This window comes from Alteromonas sp. AWJ4_197 (genome assembly GCF_056160285.1).
Map to the genome: position 1 here is coordinate 1 of NZ_JBSWWW010000002.1, position 21,992 is coordinate 21,992.

Consider the following 21,992-nt stretch of genomic DNA (forward strand, 5'->3'; position numbering starts at 1 on the left):
CAAACTCTTCAATTAAATATATCGAAAAACTTTTATGAATCGTCGGTTGACACTCTTAACGAGTGCCCACACAGATTGTCTTGTTATAAATTTTTAAAGAACAATTGCTTAAGCCTTGCTGTTAGCCGTCTCAAGCGGGATGCGTATGTTACTCTGCATCATTTTTTTGTCAATCATTTTTTTGAAGTTTTTTCTTCTCAAAACGCTTTCCAAAAACTCGTTTCCGGTGCTTTGTGTCAGCTCCCTGAACCGAGGACGCGCATTCTACTCACATGAACCTTCCCGTCAACCCTTAATTACCGTAAAAAGTAAAAAAGCGACCTGAGCGGTCGCTTTTTAAACACATTGATAATTAAATAAACAAAACGTCTTAATTTCGTCTGTTCTGATATCTCTTTTCTAGATTATTTCAGGTAACCGGTGCTATGACTTATGCTCTGGTTCATCATTATCAATAGTTTTTTCATCTGCCTTATCATCATCAACAGAAAAATCGGCGTCCTTCTCTTCATGGTCCCCCACTACATCCTGAAGCGTTACCTTATCAACCGTACGGAATGTATTAATGGGTCCGGCAAGTGCATAAAGGGCAAAGACAAGGAAAAGCACTAATGCAGGCTCTGTCGCCACAATTACAAACACAAGCATAATAATAAGAAGCGCAACAAAAGGAACTTTGCCGTTCCAGTTTACTTCTTTAAAGGAGTTATATTTGAAGTTACTCACCATGAGTAAGCCGGCCGCACCGGTTATCAGTGCTACAACAAAACCGTAATCGTTGCCATTCACATCATATTCAACGCCTACCCAGACCAACCCGGATACAACGGCTGCAGCAGCCGGGCTTGCCAACCCCTGAAAGAATCGTTTGTCAGCAATACCCACCTGCGTATTGAACCGCGCCAGACGTAACGCTGCACCAGCTACATATATAAAGGCGGCGAGCCATCCCAGCTTACCTAATTCACTTAAACCCCAGTTGTAAGCAACCAGCGCCGGAGCAACCCCAAAGGACACCATGTCGGCCATAGAGTCGTATTCAGCACCAAACGCACTTTGGGTGTTGGTGATCCTGGCAGCCCTTCCATCGAGCCCATCAAATATCATTGCAACGAAAACGGCAACCGCAGCAGCTTCGAAACTGCCGTTCATAGACGCGACTACGGCATAAAAACCCGAGAACAACCCTGCGGTGGTAAGTAAATTAGGCAACAGGTAGATGCCTTTCCTTTTTGTGTCCGTCATAAAACCTCAAGTTAATTAATACTGACCAATCCATTATTTCATACATACCCGCACTACGCACGGTTCAAATATACCAGAGAATGCCTATTACTTAGTATGGGCTGACATACCTCAATTTAATTCACGAGATCTTTCATTAACACATTGAATTATAATAAATAAATCAACTTTAACTACTTTTGTATCATGTCAGTATTTTTTACGTAGGAATTTTTAAACCTAAATCCAACCTAAATTTTCCCTATAAAAATCAACACAATAACAAGTGGCACGGTAAGTGCTTAGATCGGATTGAGGTATGAAATCGAGGTATAAAAGGGGTTTTTAATATGAAGATAAGTAAGATCGCGTCAGTGACGACACTCGTCCTTGCAAGCGCTATTACTGCACCTGCTATGGCAACTAACTATTCTGGTGGTTGGCACAGTGGTTGTGGCAATGGTGGCAACACAGGTGATGGCTGTAATGCAGCTGACTATTTCGCAGATGACTTAATGTACAGCCTGGCCAGCGATGGTATCAGCAATGCAGTAGTTGATGGTGTAACTATCAACGCTTCTGCTTATTCTGATACCAAAGGTATGGAGAAGGTAGGTACGAAATATGGTTACTATGACATTGTCTCCGACGTAAACGTCGAAGAAGCCAGCCTTAAACAATACGGTAATGGATACGGGATCGTTAACGAAGATGAAAAGGCGAAATATTCGCCGGACCATTCAATTGACAACGAGAAAGAAGAAGGTTGGTCAAATTACCAATACGTAATTGATACTGACTTTGACTATGTGCTTATTTCTTTCGACGAGGACGTAAACGTAACTGGCGCAACATTTAGCTGGCTATGGAAAGAAACTGAGACACAGGTTTCTGTTGCAGCATTGAGCGACACATCTATGCTTACTTCAGGCGTGAATACATGGGGCGAGATTGCAGGTGATGCGCTGGCAGTAGGTTCGTTTGATGTTCTTAACTGTGACGATACTGATTTAGCAGAAATCAGCGGTCTGGATAATGTTTATTCTCAATACTGGATTATCGGAGCGTATAACACAGTCTTCGGCGATATCGGGCATAGTATGTACGATGACGGTTTCAAGTTAGCCAGCGTAGGCTTTAATAAAAAGCCTGGTGAAGAGCCACCAACAACGCAGGTAACTGAACCCGGTACATTCGCGATGTTGTTCATGGGCGGTGCCCTGGCAATGTGGCGCAGAAAACGTAATGCTTAATCAATTTGATTAAGCCTTAACAGGCATTACCCGTAAAAGGTGGCTTAATGCCACCTTTTTTGTTCGGCAAATTCAGGTGAATTATGAAAAATCAACGGATGTTAGCTTCACGCGTGCGCAGCGCGCTTTTCGGTCTGGCCGGACTGAGCCTTATTGGATCAGCCCATGCTACAACCTTTGAAGATTATGAACAGGCACTGGAAGCCTACAATGCAAAACGATATGAAGAATCGTTTGTTCACCTGAAAAATAGTCTGCAAAAAGATCCTGATAACCTGACTGCCAAGATATTAATGGGTCGCCTGCTTCTGCAAAACGGTTATGTGCGTGCTGCTGAACTGGAGTTTCAGGAAGCCATCGACATGGGCGCTGACCTGAATCTGGTTGCAGAACCGCTGGGAACAGCCTGGTTGTTTATGAACCGCTTCCGCGACATTCTTGATTTTCAGGAGTACAAGCGTCTGGGCTCTAAACAAAAATCAAGCTGGCTACAGATCCGGGCAACAGCCTGTACCAAACTTGACGATGATGTCTGTGCTGAACAAGCTTATCAGGACATGCTTGCCATGCCATATAATAAGGACAATGCGCTGAACGGACTTGCTGCAATTGCAATGCGGGCCGGTGATACAGATACCGCTGAAGACTTTCTCGCACAATCCCGCGAAATTGATGATAACAGTGCCATTCTGTGGCGCCTGACAGGTCAGCTCAGCTACCGTCAGGGCGACGTTGATACCGCTATCAAAGACTTTAAACGTGCACTTGAAATAAATTCAGACGATCCTATTGCTCTGCGTAATCTGGTTAATATCTACATTGCCAGAGATGACTTTGAAAGTGCCCGTGCATATGTGGATGAAATAATGTCCCGTACTCCGGACGATCCACTGGCTATTCTGCTTAACAACTGGTTGATGACACAGGAACAGACGGTCACATCAAACAGTACTGAAATTCAGAAACTGAGTAATACACTTTCCGAATTGTCGCCGGACGTAGTTGAATCTCAACCGCTGCTTATTTATATCAGCGGCCTCACTGCCTATTTTAATGGCAACATCGAAAAAGCGGTTGGCGATTTCGAACGTTACCTGGGTAAGGTGCCTGATGACTTACAGGCAATAAAATTACTGGCCAAAGCATATATTTCTACCCAGCGCCCTAAACTGGCGTTAACACTGCTGGAGAAAAAGCAGTCATTGTTGATGCAGGATTTAAACGCAGCCCTTTTGCTGGGTGATTTGCTGATAGATCAGAACAAAAGCTTCCGGGCAGACAGTCTTGTTCGCGCATTGGAAGAAGAATTTCCAAATACCCTGCAATTGCAACTATTTAAAATTAAGTTGATGACAGTGCGGGGAATGGAAGAACAGGCGCTGGCGCTGCTAAATAAAAATTATCCTGCTCAGCAACTTAATCCGACCTTCCTGTTTACCTACGCATCTATGAAAATGCGATTCGGCATGTATGATGATGCTCATAAAGCGGTAGATGCGCTCATCGACATTTTTCCTGACAAAGCCGATGTTTATAATCTAAAAGCTACTTTATTTATACAACAGGAAGAATTTGCCAAAGCCCGTAACTTGCTGGATAAAGCCCTGAGTATCAATGAGAGCAGTTTTTCAGCCAGATTCAACCTTGCAGCTCTGGATGCTAAGACGGGTAACCTGCCTGCATCGCTGGAACTCCTCGATGCGTTACTGGCTCAAGTTCCCCGTCATGTTCCTTCGCAACTGTTGAAAGCACAAAACCTGCTAAGACTTAAAGATATTGATAATGCGGTACTGATATACAAAGATGTGCTAACCTTGCATCCTAACAATCAGGAAGCGCGGGTAAAACTGGTTCAGGTTGCCGCAGCTAAAGGCGATATGAGTGGTGCACTTTATCAGTTAGACAAACTCCTTAAAGAGGATTTTGACAATCCTGCATACTTGCTGCAGAAAGCCGACATTCTGATCGGTATGGACAGAGCTGACGAAGCCGAACAGGCCATTGTGCTTGCCAGGGACGTTATCCAGACTAATTCAAAATATCTGGAGCGTTACGGCAATATTCTGATCAAGCTTGGGCGTCCTGATGAAGCCTTGGCTGCATTCACAACTGCCAGAGAAATCTCTCCTTACGATAATGATCTTGCCCTGCATACGGCTAAACTGCAGATCGCAATGGGTAAAGTATCTGACGCGGCGAACACTATTGCTTCACGTATCGAGAAAAACCAGAACAACGCAGACTTCTGGTATGTGGCCGGCCTGCTGGCAGAAAGTCGCAACAGTTTTGATAAAGCTGCTCAGGCATATGGCCGCTCACTGACTATCGCACCTATTTATGCTCAACCTCTTCTGGCGGCTTATAAAATGGCTGAACGGGGCAACAACCCTGACGGTTTTGTATCGATTGCCAGAAAATTAATGAAAGAACAGCCTGAATACCTGTTACCGGCTAATTTACTTGCACAGTATTTCTATAATGCCGGGGAATTTGAGAAGTCGATACCTGTATATATCGAGCTGGCTAAATTACCCAATGTATTGAACAAACCGAAAGTATTGAACCGTCTGGCAGAAATGTCAGCTCAGACAAATACCATTCAGGCCAGTCAGTGGATTAAAGAGGCATTTCAGTTGAATGCCAGCGATCCGGAAATACTGGATACTTATGGCTGGGTACTGGCGAACGAAGGAAAATATGCTGAAAGCCTGGAAATGTTGAGACGGGCGTTCAGTCGTCAGGCGACTAACCCGAAACTCCGCTTCCACCTCGGGTACACGCTGGTGAAGATGGGACGCGAAGCTGAAGCGCAGGAACACCTTGAACTGGCTGCCAACTCTGAAGTGGAATACAACGGCAAGACGCTGGCAGTCAGACTACTTAACGGTATATGACACACCGCACCTGACTCTGAAATAATCAGGCCGCACTGAACCCCGTTTTCCGTGCGGCTTTTTTGTTCTTTTATCCTGCACAGCACACCCGCGCTCTGTATTCATCCTGTCCCCTTTGTATAAAGACGCATACTTCATAAAGGGCCCGCCCAAACTACAATACAAGCCTGTATTCCGTTCAGCATACGGGTGCCTCCAGGCGTCACGTAAGAGATTTCTGTCGCAACCCTCCGGGTGTAAGAGCAGGAAGATAAACGGTTAATTGTACTCAAAGTGAAGACAGTGATTCATTGTCCCCACGTAAGGTTTTATTTATGAAGTTTAATAAAATTATGAGTGTCACCACACTGGTTGCGTCAGGGATATTCATCGTACCTGCACAGGCTACCAGTTGGAGCAGTAAGTGTGGCGATAGTCACACCGGCTGCTCAGCCAGTGACTACTTTGCTGAAGATTTGCGTTACATGATTGCCAACGATGGTATCAGCAGCGCCGTTGTCGATGGCGTGACAATCAGTACAACAGCGTATTCGGATACGGGAGGCCGGGGCTTTTCTTCCCGTAATTACGATTACACCTACAACCAGTCCAACGGCAAGCACTACCTGAGCGACGACATTGTAGAAACAGCCAGCCTGATTAATTATGGCGAGGGTTACGGTATCATCAATAAAGATGTGACTAACACGCCGTTTACCAGTGACACCCGCAGTGGCGAATATGGTGTCCCCCAGCATGCCGCAGACAATATTAATCTGGACTGGTATGCCAGCGGTTATCACATAATTGAAACCGATTACGATTTTTACCTTATCTCCTTTGATGAAGAGGTTAATGTAACCGGAGCAACGTTCAGCTGGCTCTGGAACAGCGGTGATACACAGGTATCTGTAGCAGCTCTGAACGACACCTCTATGCTGACATCCGGTGCAAACACCTGGGCAGATATAGCCGGAGAGGCGCTGGCAGTGGGTTCGTATGACGTACTTAATTGCGAAGACACCAATCTGGCGATGGTGGATATGGATACAACCTATTCCCAATACTGGCTGATTGGAGCGTATAATCTGGTGTTCGGAGATATTGGCGGAACCTTGTATGACGATGCCTTTAAACTGGCTTCTATCGGTTTTTCCAAAAAAGAAATGCCACAAACCGATGTACCTGAACCCGGTACTCTGGCGCTGTTCCTGATGGGTGGCTCACTGGCATTCTGGAGACGCAAACAACAAAAGTCTTCAGTGACTCAATGAACTCAGATCATTAATGAATAAAAAAGACCCCTCTGCCAGGCAGAGGGGTCTTTCATTTTTCCGGACATCTTATTTCCAAACCAGAGACGGAATGGCTTACATCACGATAAGGTGATCGTCCTTCACATCAATACGAATTGTTGATTCAGGTAACAACACACCGGATAACAGCTGCTGTGCCAGCGGGTTTTCGATTTGTGTCTGAATAGCCCGCTTCAGTGGACGGGCACCGAACACCGGATCAAAACCTGCGTCCGCCAGCTTATCCATGGCCGCACCGGACAACTCCAGTTTGTAACCTTTTTCAGATAAACGCTGACGTAATGATGCCAGCTGTATTTTAGCAATGGATTTAATTTGCTCTTTACCCAGCGGATGGAATACCACCAGATCATCCACACGGTTAATAAACTCGGGCCTGAAGTGCTGTCCGACCACGCCCATCACACGTTGCTTCATTTCATCGTACTGACTGTCGTCGTGGGTGTCCTGAATCACGTCAGAACCCAGGTTTGATGTCATGATCACAACGGTATTTTTGAAATCTACCGTACGCCCCTGCCCGTCTGTCAGACGACCATCGTCTAACACCTGCAACAAAATATTAAACACATCAGGATGGGCCTTTTCGACTTCATCCAGCAGGATCACGGAATACGGTTTACGCCGCACAGCTTCAGTGAGATAACCCCCTTCTTCGTAGCCAACATAGCCCGGAGGCGCCCCCACTAAACGGGATACCGAATGCTTCTCCATGAACTCAGACATGTCGATACGTACCAGTGCATCTTCCGTGTCAAACAGGAAACCGGCCAGTGCCTTCGACAGTTCGGTTTTCCCTACCCCGGTAGGCCCCAAAAACAGGAACGAACCAATGGGTCGGTTTGGATCTGCCAGGCCAGCCCGTGAGCGTCTGATAGCGTTGGACACAGCATTTACCGCTTCCGCCTGCCCCACTACCCGCTTATGAAGTACATCTTCCATTCTGAGTAGTTTTTCCCGTTCACCCTCAAGCATTTTGGATACGGGAATACCTGTCCAGCGGGACAGCACATCTGCAATTTCAGCGTCGGTAACCTTGTTTTTCAATAAGAAGGTTTCTTTTGTTTCGTTCTCCGCCGCTTTTTCCAGCTTCATTTCCAGCTCAGGAATACGACCGTACTGCAGCTCTGACATACGATTCAGATCTGACGCCCGGCGGGCGATTTCCAAATCGAGTTTCGCCTGCTCCAGTTCAGACTTGATGGTTTGCGTGCCCTGCATCGCATCCTTTTCTTCGCGCCATATTTTATCCAGACCGGACAATTTGTTTTCAGCCTGTTCACGCTCCAGCTCGATCATTTCCAGGCGCTTGTGGCTGGCATCGTCTGTTTCTTTTGCCAGTGCCTGCTCTTCCAGTTTTAACTGGATGATGCGGCGCTCAAGCCTATCCATATCTTCAGGCTTGGAATCAATTTGCAGACGAATGCTGGAAGCCGCTTCATCAATAAGATCGATAGCTTTATCAGGCAACTGACGGTCACTGATATAACGGTGTGACAATGTAGCCGCCGCGACAATGGCCGGGTCGGTGATATCTACCGAGTGGTGAAGCTCATAACGTTCTTTCAAACCACGTAAAATGGCGATGGTATCTTCCACACTCGGCTCATCCACCAGCACTTTCTGGAAGCGACGTTCAAGAGCAGCGTCTTTCTCGATATACTGACGGTATTCGTCCAGCGTGGTTGCGCCCACACAATGCAGTTCACCGCGAGCGAGCGCTGGCTTAAGCATATTACCGGCATCCATCGCGCCGTCGCCTTTCCCGGCGCCGACCATGGTATGAAGCTCATCAATGAACAGAATGACACGGCCTTCTTCTTTGGCCAGTTCATTGAGTACCGCTTTCAGCCGTTCTTCAAATTCACCACGGTACTTCGCACCGGCCACTAACGCGCCCATGTCGAGGGACAGTACCCGCTTATCCTTCAGCCCTTCCGGTACTTCACCATTAATAATACGCTGGGCAAGTCCTTCAACAATGGCGGTTTTACCTACACCGGGTTCACCAATTAACACCGGGTTATTCTTAGTCCGGCGTTGCAATACCTGCACGGTGCGGCGGATTTCATCATCACGGCCTATCACCGGGTCCAGCTTGCCCTGTTCTGCCCGTTCGGTGAGATCAGTGGTGTATTTTTCCAGCGCCTGACGCACATCTTCAGCGTTAGGATCTGTGACTTTCTGACCGCCACGCATTTTATCAATGGCCGTTTCGATTTGATCCTTTGTCACATTCAGGCTTTTCAGCAAATCACCTAATTTGCCTTTGTCCTGAAGCGCTGCCAGCACAAAAATTTCAGATGTGATGTATTCATCTTTGCGCTGCTGGGCAATCTTGTCGCACAGGTTCAGCAAAATTCCGCTGTCCTTGCTTAACTGTACATCGCCACCGATGCCGTCAACCCGTGGAAGCCGCTCGATCGCTTCAGCCAGAGAAGAGCGTAATGCATTCACATTTACGTGGGCTTGATCGAGTAACGGACGTACAGAGCCGCCCTGTTGATTCAGCATGGCTGTCATCAGGTGCACGGGCTCAATAAACTGATGATCCCGACCCAGTGCCAGAGACTGTGCGTCGGAAATCGCTAATTGAAATTTACTGGTAAATCTATCTAATCGCATGAAAAATCCCCTGCAATAACGTTGCTAATTTTATGGGTATTAATCTGCTGTGATTCAAGTTATCTGATTAAAAAATAACTCAAGACCAGGTTAATTTGTTGATTAACATCAATGTTGGGATCTGCCCGGCTCACAAAACAAATGATACCGGGTGACTGATTGAAAAGGCTTAACGCAAACCTATGACAGACACGATGCGGCCGGTTTGCCCCCTGCCTTCATGCGTTGCCCGACGGTGTGAATAAAATTGGCGGGGATCGGAATAGGTACAGAGACCCGATTGCGTCACGTTTTTTATGCCGGCATCGTTCAATTGTTTAAGTGCAATCAGTGGCAAATCAAGCAAACATTTATCGCTGCCGTCTATTTTCCCAATCGCTTCAGGGTAACGGGCAAAACGCCCGGCCAGAGAACGGGGAACTTCATAGCAAGGTTGACTGATAGCCGGTCCGATCCAGGCCATTAGATTATCCGCAGATGATTTCATCGCGCTGACGGTGTGTCCGATAATCTCCTTTTCCAGTCCCTGCCAGCCTGCGTGAATTGCAGCCACTTCCGTACCGGCAAGATTACACAGAAGAACCGGCACGCAGTCTGCTGTCATAATGGCACAGGTGCGTGCCGGGGTCCTGCTGATACAAGCATCGGCCTGTAAAGGCGACGCCGGTAAAGGGCCGGTCACGTCTGCACCGAAAGTAACGCAGTGTTCTCCATGCACCTGATCCAACCAGACAATGGAGGCATGGCCGGGCAATAACGCACGGTTACCGGCCACTAATTGCAGATCGTCACCCACGTGGGCACCGGTGTTTAAACTGGCGTAGTTCCCGCTGCTGAGTCCGCCGTTGCGGCAACTGGTATAAGCAAACACATTGTCCGGAACAGGCCATGCCGGTTGGATCAGGGGTATCACTTATACGTCATCCATACCTTTGATTTTGGTGTCTTCACGCACAGTGGCAATCAGCTGAACCATGTCATCAGGAAGCGGCGCCTGCCAGGTCATCCATTCATCGGTTTCAGGGTGGAACAGAGACAATTGCGCAGCATGCAAGGCCTGGCGGGGGAAAGCACGTAATGCCTCAACACACTCCTCCGTAGCGCCTTTTGGCAAACGGGTTCTGCCGCCATAGGCAGTATCACCCACCAGCGGGTGCTTGAGGTGTGCCATGTGCACGCGGATCTGGTGTGTACGGCCAGTTTCCAGTTTCAGGCGCAGGTGCGTATGTGCGCGGAACTTTTCGATAACCCGATAGTGAGTAACTGCCGGCTTACCGGTTTCGCGAACGGCCATGAGTGTACGCTTAGTTGCATGACGGCCGATAGGCGCATCGACGATACCACCGGCAACCATAGTGCCGTATGCCAGTGCTTCATACTCCCTGCTCATCACCCGGTCCTGAAGTTGATTAACCAAATGCGTTTGCGCCGGTACGGTCTTCGCCACCACCATTAATCCGGTGGTATCTTTATCCAAACGATGCACAATGCCCGCACGGGGAACAACATCGATACCAGGCACATGCGCCAACAAGGCATTCAGCAAAGTGCCGTCCTGATTACCTGCCCCGGGGTGAACCACCAGATCAGCAGGCTTATTAAGAATTAAGATCGAATCATCTTCGTAGACAATGTTCAGGTCGATTTTCTGTGGCAGGCTGGCGGTCTGCACTTCCATTTCAGCCGTGACCTGTACATATTCATCACCCAGCATTTTTTGCCGGGGAGTGGTCAAAACATCGCCATCCACAGTGACATTCCCTTCCAGAATCCAATTTTTTAACTTTGAACGGGAATATTCAGGGAACAAATCAGCCAAAACCTGATCTAACCTCTGACCAAAATGGTGTGGCCCGGTGTTTGCCTCAAGCTTGACGGTGTTTACAGGCTGGGTCATATAACTCTTTCGCTGTTACAAAAAAGCGCATTATACCAATCTTTACGTTAGTTAAACGGAAAGTTTCCGGTTTTTATGTGGAGTTTGCGTGTTTGAGTGCGCTAGAATGCCGCTATAATGAAAATGCAGTTAAACGTATCAGTCGGTTAAGCAGGAATAGACAACAGATATGAAATCAATTCGATTAGTGATGCCCCTTGTTGTTGGTGTCATGATTAGCGTAACGGGCTGCAGCTCGTCTGACGATTCAGAACAACGCGCGGCGCTGGCGAACATGGGTTCCCAGCAAATGTATGATAATGCCAAACGTAATATGCAGAACGGAAATTTCGGTGCTGCGTCTACCGCACTCAGTGAACTGGATTCACGCTACCCGTTTGGTCCGTTGTCTAATCAGGTTCAACTTGACCTGATCTACAGCTACTACAAGTCAGGTAAAATTGATGAAACGCTGGCGACCATTGACCGCTTCATCCGTTTGAACCCGAACCACTCTGACGTGGATTATGCGTTCTACATGCGCGGACTGACCAACATGGAAGCCGACGCAAACATGTTTCAGCAATTGATGCAGATTGACCGCTCAGACCGTGATCCCAGTAAATCGCGGGAAGCTTTCACAGATTTCAGACGTCTGATCCAGCAATACCCTGACAGTAAATATGCTGCTGATGCTAAAAAGCGCATGGTGTTTATCAAAGAAAGGCTGGCGAAGTATGAAATTGCCATCGCCCGATTCTATATGCGCCGGGAAGCTTTTGTCGCGGCGGCAAATCGCGGACGCTACGTACTGGAAAACTACTCCAATACAGATCAGGTGCAGGAAGCGCTGGAAATCATGGTATCAAGCTATGACCAGTTAGGTCTGACTGAGCTGAAAGAAAATGCTATGAAAACACTGCGTCTGAATTTTCCGGACAGTGATTTCATCAGTTAATCAGATGATAAACGAAAAAGCGCTACGGCGCTTTTTTTGTGTCTTAAGCATGCTCACAGAGCCGCGAGGAAGGCTTATCTAAAGAAAAGATGACTAAACGGATTCAACAGTCTGGCGATACCTGATGTGAAATGCAGCGGTTCATCCAGTAAGGTAAATACCAGACAGCCACTGATGTGATCCGAATAAGGCGCATGGGTATCCTTGCCATCCATCACCACAAAGTCTCCGGTACGGTAATGGTGCTTGCCGTCATGAAATTCACCGTCAAGTACCAGCGTATACTCGACACCGCGGTGTGTATGCTCTGGTACACTGCCTCCCCGCCCCATGTAAATAAAGTTGGCGACACCGGTATATCCGAGATCGACCGGAGCCTGCCACAATTTACCAACAAGCCCTGACCATGAACCCGTTTTGTGGATAACACGCTGTAACGTCGGCGGGAGTTCGAAAGTCTGACCATCCAGTTCAATGGTTTTCTCTCCACGTCCGCGTTTCGCAGTGATAGAGCTTACAGAGGCGGCCTTTGTTGCCGGCTTTGCCTTAGCAGGGAGTTGGGTAATGTCAGCAAGCATGGCGCTGTAACTTTCCAGTTGCTCGTCTTGAGACAGTGATGAAAAATCAAATACCTCTGCAGCGAACCGTGAAGTTTCTTCTGACACTATTTTTCTACATCTGAGACACAGATCGCAATGCGCCGAGACAATGAATGACTCGGCGGGGGATAAACTACCTTGAACAAATTGTGAAAGCTGGTTTTGTTCCGGATGGTGATTAATCATGATCCTGTAGCATGCCTTTCAGGCGTTGCAGTGCAAGTCGGGTACGGGATTTAACAGTACCCAACGGAATATGCAGTTCATCTGCAACTTCCTGTTGAGATTTACCATCAATATAGATGGCTTCAATAACAGATTTTTGTTTCTTCGGTAACTCTTCAAACATATACCCGATTTGTTCAAGGGTAATCTGTTCGTCCAGCGACTGTTCATTCACGTCTGGTGTCTGCTCACAAAGAACCGGCCACAAGTCGTCAGAACACACATCTTCTTTTCTGTTCTGTAATTTCCGTAACATGTCAAAACGGATGTTACGGGCAATCGTAAAAATCCAGGTTGAAGGACTTCCCTTCTCTGCATTAAACAGATGTGCCTTTTGCCATACGTTGGACATGGTATCCTGGACCATTTCCATGGCTAAAGCTTCATTACCCATCTGCTTTAACGCATAAGAACGTAAACGCGGAGCAAAATATCCAAACACCCTTGCAAACGATGCTTTGCAGCGCTGTTCGGCAACTTTAACAATATAGTCTGACATTTCTGCCGCACAATCTTTCGGCTTAATTACACTGTTACTTTGTTCCACTGGGATTCCAACTAACATAAGTATTTGTCCATATCCTATCAAGTTAATAGTTGCTACAGACGGGTGTTTCAAGCAGATTACAGAATTGTAATGGTTTCATGCCCCAACCATGTAAAGTTTACACGGTGATTTACTGCACAAGTGCCTTTAAGTAATCCAGTAACTTATGGCAATCGCGTTGAGCAAGAAAATACTGTTTCTGTTTAGCGTCTACGGGCAATAATTCGAGCCAGCGGTACATTACCCAAATGGGATTCCGGAACTCCGGAACATCATATAACTGGCCTACCTCAGCGTAGCGCTCAAAAATCTCCTGCAAACGTTCGTCTATAGGTGAAATTTGTTGAGAAGTAATATCACAGTGCCAGTCTGGTAGTGGCTGACAGTGTCCTGTACGCAGCCCGTCGGGCTCAGTCTTCACATTACTTATCTCTACACAGTTAACACCAGCAACCTTTATGCCAAGCAACCCGTCATCGAGCATATCGAAGTCGATAACAGTCGCTGCAGTGCCCACAGGATAGAAGTGTGTGTTGGCTTCCTTTTCACCCTGTGTGTTGAGCATACAAACCACCAGTTGACCTTTACCGGCACATACCTCTTTAACCATGCGCACGTAGCGTGGTTCAAAGATTCTGAGTGCCATCCGGCCACCGGGAAGAAGGTGTGCTGACAAGGGAAATAAAGGGAGATTTTGAGCCGTCATAAACACAGTATTTTCATTATTCACTGAGCTTAACTACGGCGAAAAATAAATTTGGATCGGAGTATTTACACGCTTTAATAATTCGTCTGCCGGCCTGATTCTGATCCGCGTGTAAGTAAAATTGGTATACATTCAGGACGATTTTACATACTTCATTACTCAGTCAGTAAATATTGCATCATGAGCATCATTGAACGGTTTTGTGAATTTTATTCCGAATTACATAAGGTCAACCCTGACCACCTTGATAGCATTTATACAACTGATATCGAGTTTATAGACCCTATCACCACTCATCACGGGCTGGATAATGTGATTGGGTATTTCAGAAAGTTGCTGAATGAAACCCAATCATGCCGGTTCGATATTCACGAAACCCTGCTGTCTCAGAAAGATAACACCAACGCATATACCGTTATCTGGACAATGCATTTAGTACTGGCGCAACCGGCAAAAACTATCACGCTGGACGGTGTCAGTATTGTAAGGGTTCGTGATGACAAAATTTTCTACCACCGGGATTACTACGACATGGGAGAAATGGTTTATGAGCACATTCCGCTTCTCCGCTGGATTATCAAAAAAATAAAGGCAAGGTTGGCTTCATGAAAACAATGTTGGTTACCGGGGCAACGTCGGGCATAGGAAGGGCTTTCACACTTCATGCCGCCCGTCAGGGATATCATGTTATTGCTTGTGGCAGAAATGAGGAAGCGCTGTCGGAGCTGGCATCTGAATCCAATATCACCACCGCAAAATTTGATTTAACAGACCTTGATGCTACCCGCACCGCCATCGCGCCGCTGCAATTTGATATCGCAGTACTGAATGCCGGCAATTGCGAATATGTAGACGTAGATAAATTTGAACCTGACATGTTCAGACGGGTGTTTGAGATCAACTTTTTCGGGATTATTCACAGCGTCGACGCATTATTGCCTAAACTTAAAAAAGGCGATCAGCTGGTAATCGTAGACAGTATGGCCAGGCTCATTCCGTTTACCCGCACAGAAGCTTACGGAGCAAGTAAAGCGGCTGTGCATTATTTTACTAAGAGTCTGGATGTGGATCTGGCGGAAAAAGGCATTATTGTTCAGTCAGTGTCTCCGGGCTTTGTAGAAACACCGCTGACAGATAAAAATGATTTTGATATGCCTATGAAAATAACGGCAGAAGAAGCGGCAAAAGCGATGCTCGACGGCATTGAAAAACAAAAGAAGAGTCTGTTCTTCCCTACAGGGTTTGGCTGGATTATGCGCGCGCTGCATAACCTGCCAGCAGGCATACAGAGGTGGCTGTCTCTGAAAATGAGACAACAGCAGTAAGGTACGAGAATAATGCATCGGCGAATTGCGATTATCGGAACAGGGATTTCCGGACTTACGTGCGGATATTTATTGCACAAAGAACATCAGATCACTGTGTACGACGCCAACGATTATATTGGCGGACACACGGCAACAAAATTAATAGACGTAAAAGGCAGACAGTGGCCCGTGGATACGGGCTTTATCGTTTTCAATGACTGGACTTACCCCCGCTTTATAAAATTAATGGATAAACTTGGGGTCCGGCGGCAGCCCACTGAGATGAGCTTTTCTGTCCGCAGCGAAAAAACCGGCCTTGAGTATAACGGTAACAACCTGAATACTCTGTTTGCACAAAGACGTAATCTCTTCAGACCACGGTTCTGGCGGATCGTACGGGATATTTTGGCATTCAACAAAGCCTGCAAAGAACGCGCTGCGGAAAATCAACAAAGTGATTTCGACATCACACTCTTTGACTATATTAAGTCCCTCGGGCTCAGTGACGACTTCGCTAATTATTATATTCTGCCAATGTGTGCGGCAATATGGTCTGCCAGTCTGGAGCAAACGAAGCAGTTTCCTCTTGCCTTCTTCCTGCAGTTCTTCAACAACCATGGTCTGCTTAACGTCACTAACCGCCCCCAGTGGTACACCCTGATTGACGGCTCTCACAGCTATATTCCTAAGCTGACAAAAGGGTTTGCAGACAATATAAAGTTGTCGACACCGGTTTCACGGGTAGAAAAAAACGGTAACGGCTGGCTGGTAACGGCAGGCGGTCTGGAACCTGAGCAATATGATGAGGTCATCTTCGCCTGCCACTCAGATCAGGCGCTGGCCATGCTGGCTGAGCCTACGCCTTCACAATCTGCCATTCTCAGTGCGATTCCTTATGCTAAAAATGAAGTCGTGCTGCACATGGATACCACCCAGCTACCCGACAGAAAGCTTGCATGGGCAAGCTGGAACTACCGACTGAAAGAAACACCTGAAGAAAATCATGCCCCGGCGGCTGTTACCTATAATATGAACATATTGCAGCGTTTCGATACCGCACCGGTGACCTTTTGCGTCACGCTCAATAATACTGCTGCCATTGATCCGGCAAAAATTCTGCGACGCTACGATTACGCCCATCCTCAATACAGTGCGCCCATGGTCGCAGCCCAGCAGCGGCGCGGCGAAATCTGCGGGAAAGAAGGTCTGCATTTTTGCGGCGCTTACTGGTACAACGGATTTCACGAAGATGGCGTCAGAAGCGCTCTGGATGTGTGCGAACGCTTCGGGGCAACTTTGTGAGTCAGCAAGTGGTTTCTCAGACGGAAGGCGGCATCTACCTGGGCAAAACGTTCCACCAGCGGTTCAGGCCGGTGGAACACAAGTTTGAATACGATATCGCTTTATTCTGGCTGAAACTGTCGGAAGCAGACAGTCTCGGTGAATCACTTAAGTGGTTTTCCGTACACAGGAGAAATTTCACCCGCTTCTATCGACCCGATTATTGTGGCGACGCCAGTGTGCCCCTTGAAACTGCGGTAAAGTCTAAAATGACGTTACTGAACAAGGGAGCTGAACTCGACGGTGATGTTTACTTTCTCGGCCAGTTGCGCACCCTTGGCATGTACTTCAGTCCGGTAAATTTCTATTTTTTACGGCACCCTGCCTCAGGCATCTATACTCACATGATGGCTGAAGTCAGTAATACACCCTGGAATGAAAGACATTATTATCTGGTCGATATGGCCAGCCAACAGGATACGGAAAAAGCATTTCATGTGTCGCCGTTCAACCCGCTGGAGATGACCTATAAATGGCAGATAACGCCGCCGGGTGAGCGCTTTTCCTTATCCCTGGCCTGTCACACGGAGAAAAAGGATTTTGTAGCCGGCGTGAACATGACAAGAATTTCACTTAATAATGAGAATCTGCGCTCTACACTGAGACGTATACCCAGTATGACAATAAAAACCGTAGCCGGTATCTATTGGCAGGCACTGAAATTATTTATCAAGCGCGCGCCAATTTACGATCACCCTAAAAGTCAGGAACCGAGATAATGTCACACGGCGAATCCACTTTTATATTTCAGCAGGAAGCCAGCAGTATTGACCGCGCTTGCAGAAGTGCATTTTTTAAAGTGTTGTCACTGTTACCCGAAGGTCACATGACAATCAAAGAACATGGCACTACCGTAGCCCAATTTGGCGATCCGGAAAGTGAGCTTAAGGCCGATGTAAACATACTCAACGTAAAAGCTTACCGACATTTGCTGTTTGGCGGCAGTGTGGCATCCGGAGAAACTTACACTGACGGATTATGGACCAGCCCGGACCTGACCTCAGTGATCAGAGTGTTCGCCCGTAACTTACCCGTACTGGACAAATGGGAAGAGAAATTCCGTCTGCTGGTGCTCCCTCTCCAGAAGGTACAGCATTTTTTACGCCGTAATACTGAAAGTCAGGCGAAGAAAAATATTGAAGCTCATTATGACCTGGGTAACAAGTTATATACGCGGTTCCTTGATAAGACCATGATGTATTCTTCGGCTATTTATCCGGATCCTAACGCTTCGCTGAGCGATGCCCAGACTCACAAACTAAAAACAATCTGTGACAAATTACAGCTGAAACCATCGGATCACCTGATGGAAATCGGCACCGGCTGGGGCGGTCTGGCTGTTTATGCAGCAAAGCACTATGGCTGCAAAGTCACCACCACAACCATCTCTGAAGAGCAACATGCTTATGCTGCGGCCTGGATAAAAAGAGAAAATCTGGGTGACAGAGTCACCCTGCTAAAACAGGATTACCGGACACTCGAAGGCCAGTATGACAAACTGGTGTCCATCGAGATGATTGAAGCTGTAGGTAAACGTTACCTGGGCAACTTTTTTGATAAATGTGCCTCACTACTGAAAGCCGATGGTTTGATGCTATTGCAGTCGATTGTCATTGATGACCGTCGTTACGACAGTTACAGCAAGAGTGTGGATTTTATTCAGAAATATATTTTCCCGGGCGGGTTTCTGCCCTCACAGCTGGTTATCAACGACTACCTCAAACGTTTCAGTGATTTATCTGTAAGAGATTTACAGGATATCGGGCTGGATTATGCCAGGACGCTGGATGACTGGTACAAGGCTTTCATCAATGCCAAAGAGCCGTTGATGCAGGATGGTTATGACGAGCGCTTCATGCGCATGTGGACTTACTATCTTAAATATTGCGAAGGCGGATTTCTGGAACGGACAATCTCGACAGTTCAGCTGGTCCTGTCAAAACCTCACTTCAGAGACACAATACAACGGGGAGCGTAGCGCCTAAGCGCTGCGCCCTTCTCCCGCCCTGCTAATCTTCCAGTACCGAAATAGGTTCAGACAATAACGGTTTGCCCTGATTGATGTTAATTTCTACCCGGCGGTTGCGGGCACGGTCGTCAGCAGTGGCTGCGTTTTCAACCAGAGGTTTAGTGTCAGCCAGACCGGTCACGGACATGCGTGACTCATCAAATCCCGGCGCTTTGCGGATCTCTTCCGCCACGGCCACAGCGCGTTGTGCAGACAAATCCCAGTTAGAGCGGTACAGCTCATTGGCAATATGCTGGCCGTCACTGTGTCCTGAAATTTCTATTTCACCGGGCATTTCTGCCAGTAAGGTGCCGATTTTTCTCAACACGGGCTTAAACTGAGGCTGCAAAAATGCTGAACCTGCGGAAAATGAACCGTTTTCTCTGATCCGGATAGTCAGTTGCTGACCCAAAGACTCCATTTCAATAGAGCCGTCCGCCACTTCTTTTTGCAGTTGTTCAGCCACCTTCTTCATCATTTCGTTGTCCTGCTCTTTATCAGAGCTTTGTGACGATGAAGCCGCGGAGTCTGATGCAGTTTGCTGAGCCTGACCACCACGCTGGGACCCGCGCTGTGTTTGCCGGCCACCGGATGAGTCCTCATCCCCTGCCTGAAACTCCAGCGTTGGCTGTGTCATATCGATGGTTTGCTGCTGAATGGTTTCAATAGGCGTCGGATCCGGACGGCCCGGGCGAAACTCCATCGCGATAACACTGGTTCCTTTGGGAATGTCTTTAACTTCAATTTTATTCTGCACGCCGAAGGCAAACTTCATGGAGCCGGCGATCTGCTTAAATTTCAGTACATCCATTTCCGAGAAAGACAGCAGCAGAACGAAGAAGCACATCAACAGTGACATCAGGTCAGCGAACGTCCCCATCCACGCCGGCAGGCCGGGAGGGGGACATTTAGGGCATTCATCTGACATAGCAGATTACTCCTCGTCCCCGCCGCCACGTTTGCCGGCAGCGATGTAGTTTTTCAAAATTCCCTCAATGACTTTCGGGTTCTGACCGTCAGCAATACCAACGATACCGTCCAGGACCAGAGACTGATTCAGTTTCTCTTCCTCTTTACGGTTTTCCAGTTTAGCGGCAATCGGCAAACAGATAACGTTTGCCAGGAAGGCGCCGTAAAGTGTTGTTAAAAGTGCTACCGCCATGGCAGGACCGATTGATTTAGGATCATCCATATTTGATAACATGGCAACCAGACCAACCAGTGTACCGATCATCCCCATCGCCGGCGCAACATCGGCCAGACCTTTAAAAATTGAACCACCGAACTCATGACGCTCAGTGGTCATCTGAATATCTTTTTTCAGCGTTTCTCTGACCACTTCAATGTCGTGGCCATCTACCAGCATGTCTACGCCCTTTTGCATAAAGGCATTATCGATTTCGGCTTCTTCCAGTGCGAGAAACCCGCCCTTACGGGCCGCATCAGCCATTTCAACGATTTTTTCAATCAGCACTTCCGGCGGATCGATTTTGAACATGAACGCTTTGCCGGCCACTTTACCGGCACCGAAAAACTGACCCAGCGTAAACTGAGACATTACTACGAAGATAGAACCACAGAATACAATGAGCACTGAGGCAACATCGACGAACATGCCCAAATCCCCACCCAGGATCATGGCCATGACAATAAAGCCGATACCACCTAACATGCCTATGACGGTTGCTAAATCCACTTATTGCTCCTCAAAAAACTCTCTTATCGCGATGCCATTAACTCTATCGGCCGGTATTATGAATTCTATAATCAAAATACAAGATTACCAGATGAATGCTGATTATTAGGTATCACCAATAAAACCAGAGAGATACCCGCCGTTTGACCATAAAGGAACAGGACAAACCAATTGACCCCGCGTGCCTGCCCGGTTAATGTGCGCGATTATCATTAAAACTGCACCGGGTATCCGACGTGACCACAGAAAAAACGCCATCTGCGCCCTCTTTTGAAGCATCACTGGCAGAACTTGAAGCCATCGTGACGGAAATGGAATCGGGAGAATTGCCGCTGAATGAAGCTTTAGAAAAATTCGAACGTGGCGTAAAATTATCCCGTCTGAGTCAACAGGCTCTCGCGCAGGCAGAACAGAAAGTCAAAATATTGCTCGCTGAGCAAGGTGAACAAACACTGGTTGATTTCACCCCTTCTGAAGACTGATAAAATCTGGCGGAGAGACCGCTCCGCTCCACCTTGTTATACAGGTAATTCATGACAAATATAGACAGCTTACGTCAGAAGATTAAGCACGACACTGACGAAAGCTTGCTGCGCCTCGTTGCCGCACTTCCTGATCACGCACCACAACTTCGCGCAGCCATGGAATATGCGCTCCTTGCCGGTGGCAAGCGTATGCGTCCGTTACTGGTACATATCATCGGTAATACACTGGATATTCCCGGTCAGGATCAGGCCGCAGTGAGCATGGCGATAGAATGCATTCATGCCTATTCTCTGGCCCATGACGACCTGCCGGCAATGGACGATGACGATCTTCGCCGCGGAAAACCCACCTGCCACATTCAGTTTGATGAGGCGACGGCTATCCTTGCCGGAGATGCCTTGCAAACCCTGGCGTTCAGTATTCTTGCTGATGCCCCCATGAGCGACTACGCCAATGGTCAGCGCGCAAAACTGGTCAGCATTCTTGCCAGAGCCTCTGGTTACGCCGGCATGTGCGGTGGTCAGGCGATAGACCTTGCAGCTACCGGTTCCACCATCGACATTGCGTCTCTAACCCGTCTGCATCGCTTGAAAACCGGCGCATTGCTGCAGGCCTGTGCGGAAATGATTACGGTACTTTGCAGTGATCTTAAACCGGAACAACGCGAAGCACTGACGGGTTACGCGGGAGACATGGGACTGGCCTTTCAAATTCAGGATGACATTCTGGATGTGGAAGGTGATGCCGAAATCACCGGCAAACCGCAGGGTTCCGATATTGAACTTGGCAAAAATACGTTTCCGGCATTACTGGGAATGGCACAGGCGAAGGCTGAATTAAACCGTCTTCATGCCAGTGCCCTTCAAGCTTTAGACAGTTTGCCCTACAATACCGGATTGCTGTCTGAGTTTACGGACCTGATGGTAAAACGGACATACTGATTTATGCTAAA

The 21,992-nt window shown here is 47.5% G+C and carries 20 protein-coding genes; 11 read left to right on the forward strand and 9 right to left on the reverse strand.

What is annotated here, in order from left to right; all coding sequences use genetic code 11:
- Positions 1-423: 423 nt before the first annotated feature.
- Positions 424-1,245, reverse strand: a complete 822-nt coding sequence (gene pssA, locus ACXAGC_RS03395; RefSeq protein ID WP_474842426.1) for a CDP-diacylglycerol--serine O-phosphatidyltransferase — start codon at positions 1,243-1,245, stop codon at positions 424-426.
- Positions 1,246-1,574: 329 nt separating this feature from the next.
- On the opposite strand from pssA, the gene xdp1 (ACXAGC_RS03400) reads away from it, so the two are divergent.
- The 3 genes from xdp1 (ACXAGC_RS03400) (at position 1,575) to xdp1 (ACXAGC_RS03410) (ending at position 6,624) form a co-directional block, all read left to right on the forward strand.
- Complete coding sequence (xdp1, locus tag ACXAGC_RS03400; RefSeq protein ID WP_474842428.1) at positions 1,575-2,477, forward strand: exosortase-dependent surface protein XDP1; 903 nt, start codon at positions 1,575-1,577, stop codon at positions 2,475-2,477.
- A gap of 83 nt (positions 2,478-2,560) precedes the next feature.
- Entirely contained in the window at positions 2,561-5,371 is a 2,811-nt protein-coding gene (locus tag ACXAGC_RS03405; protein WP_474842430.1) for a tetratricopeptide repeat protein, read from the forward strand.
- Between the two features lie 314 nt (positions 5,372-5,685).
- A complete protein-coding gene (gene xdp1 / locus ACXAGC_RS03410) occupies positions 5,686-6,624 on the forward strand; it encodes an exosortase-dependent surface protein XDP1 (RefSeq protein ID WP_474842432.1) in 939 nt (312 codons plus the stop codon).
- 96 nt (positions 6,625-6,720) lie between these two features.
- On the opposite strand, the gene clpB is transcribed toward xdp1 (ACXAGC_RS03410), so the two are convergent.
- From clpB to rluD, 3 genes are all read right to left on the reverse strand, one after another.
- Positions 6,721-9,291, reverse strand: a complete 2,571-nt coding sequence (clpB, locus tag ACXAGC_RS03415; RefSeq protein WP_119501907.1) for an ATP-dependent chaperone ClpB — start codon at positions 9,289-9,291, stop codon at positions 6,721-6,723.
- 169 nt (positions 9,292-9,460) lie between these two features.
- On the reverse strand, positions 9,461-10,204 hold the full coding sequence (gene pgeF, locus ACXAGC_RS03420) for a peptidoglycan editing factor PgeF (RefSeq protein ID WP_474842434.1): 744 nt from the start codon (positions 10,202-10,204) through the stop codon (positions 9,461-9,463).
- Positions 10,205-11,188: a 23S rRNA pseudouridine(1911/1915/1917) synthase RluD gene (gene rluD / locus ACXAGC_RS03425; protein ID WP_474842437.1), complete on the reverse strand. Its 984-nt coding sequence runs from the start codon at positions 11,186-11,188 to the stop codon at positions 10,205-10,207.
- Between the two features lie 169 nt (positions 11,189-11,357).
- On the opposite strand from rluD, the gene ACXAGC_RS03430 reads away from it, so the two are divergent.
- Complete coding sequence (locus ACXAGC_RS03430; RefSeq protein WP_119501909.1) at positions 11,358-12,125, forward strand: outer membrane protein assembly factor BamD; 768 nt, start codon at positions 11,358-11,360, stop codon at positions 12,123-12,125.
- Between the two features lie 74 nt (positions 12,126-12,199).
- Here the strand turns inward: ACXAGC_RS03430 and ACXAGC_RS03435 are convergent, their stop codons facing one another.
- The 3 genes from ACXAGC_RS03435 to ACXAGC_RS03445 all read right to left on the reverse strand — a co-directional run bounded on the left by ACXAGC_RS03435 (position 12,200) and on the right by ACXAGC_RS03445 (position 14,202).
- Entirely contained in the window at positions 12,200-12,910 is a 711-nt protein-coding gene (locus ACXAGC_RS03435; protein WP_474842440.1) for a ChrR family anti-sigma-E factor, read from the reverse strand.
- Entirely contained in the window at positions 12,903-13,514 is a 612-nt protein-coding gene (locus ACXAGC_RS03440) for a sigma-70 family RNA polymerase sigma factor (protein WP_119501911.1), read from the reverse strand. The genes ACXAGC_RS03435 and ACXAGC_RS03440 overlap by 8 nt, the downstream gene beginning before the upstream one ends.
- Before the next feature lie 112 nt (positions 13,515-13,626).
- Positions 13,627-14,202: an LON peptidase substrate-binding domain-containing protein gene (locus ACXAGC_RS03445; protein ID WP_474842442.1), complete on the reverse strand. Its 576-nt coding sequence runs from the start codon at positions 14,200-14,202 to the stop codon at positions 13,627-13,629.
- 180 nt (positions 14,203-14,382) lie between these two features.
- On the opposite strand from ACXAGC_RS03445, the gene ACXAGC_RS03450 reads away from it, so the two are divergent.
- Genes ACXAGC_RS03450 through ACXAGC_RS03470 form a run of 5 tightly spaced genes read left to right on the forward strand, consistent with a single transcriptional unit; the run spans position 14,383 to position 18,828 of the window.
- A complete protein-coding gene (locus ACXAGC_RS03450) occupies positions 14,383-14,811 on the forward strand; it encodes a nuclear transport factor 2 family protein (RefSeq protein WP_474842444.1) in 429 nt (142 codons plus the stop codon).
- Positions 14,808-15,527: an SDR family NAD(P)-dependent oxidoreductase gene (locus ACXAGC_RS03455; RefSeq protein ID WP_474842446.1), complete on the forward strand. Its 720-nt coding sequence runs from the start codon at positions 14,808-14,810 to the stop codon at positions 15,525-15,527. Before ACXAGC_RS03450 ends, ACXAGC_RS03455 begins: the two co-directional genes overlap by 4 nt.
- Positions 15,528-15,539: 12 nt before the next feature.
- Entirely contained in the window at positions 15,540-16,811 is a 1,272-nt protein-coding gene (locus ACXAGC_RS03460) for an NAD(P)/FAD-dependent oxidoreductase (RefSeq protein ID WP_474842448.1), read from the forward strand.
- Entirely contained in the window at positions 16,808-17,569 is a 762-nt protein-coding gene (locus ACXAGC_RS03465; RefSeq protein ID WP_474842450.1) for a DUF1365 domain-containing protein, read from the forward strand. Before ACXAGC_RS03460 ends, ACXAGC_RS03465 begins: the two co-directional genes overlap by 4 nt.
- Entirely contained in the window at positions 17,569-18,828 is a 1,260-nt protein-coding gene (locus tag ACXAGC_RS03470) for a class I SAM-dependent methyltransferase (RefSeq protein WP_474842452.1), read from the forward strand. The genes ACXAGC_RS03465 and ACXAGC_RS03470 overlap by 1 nt, the downstream gene beginning before the upstream one ends.
- A gap of 31 nt (positions 18,829-18,859) precedes the next feature.
- Here the strand turns inward: ACXAGC_RS03470 and ACXAGC_RS03475 are convergent, their stop codons facing one another.
- Positions 18,860-19,786, reverse strand: coding sequence for a flagellar motor protein MotB (locus ACXAGC_RS03475; RefSeq protein ID WP_474842454.1), 927 nt, complete (start codon positions 19,784-19,786; stop codon positions 18,860-18,862).
- Positions 19,787-19,792: 6 nt separating this feature from the next.
- The gene (pomA, locus tag ACXAGC_RS03480; protein WP_119501918.1) at positions 19,793-20,554 is read right to left on the reverse strand and encodes a flagellar motor protein PomA; all 762 of its coding nucleotides are present in this window, start codon (positions 20,552-20,554) and stop codon (positions 19,793-19,795) included.
- 236 nt (positions 20,555-20,790) lie between these two features.
- Here pomA and xseB point away from each other — a divergent pair, with 236 nt between their 5' ends.
- Together xseB and ACXAGC_RS03490 are read left to right on the forward strand one after the other, a co-directional pair.
- A complete protein-coding gene (xseB, locus tag ACXAGC_RS03485) occupies positions 20,791-21,036 on the forward strand; it encodes an exodeoxyribonuclease VII small subunit (protein ID WP_119501919.1) in 246 nt (81 codons plus the stop codon).
- Positions 21,037-21,087: 51 nt separating this feature from the next.
- Positions 21,088-21,981, forward strand: coding sequence for a farnesyl diphosphate synthase (locus ACXAGC_RS03490; protein WP_474842457.1), 894 nt, complete (start codon positions 21,088-21,090; stop codon positions 21,979-21,981).
- Positions 21,982-21,992 lie beyond the last annotated feature (11 nt).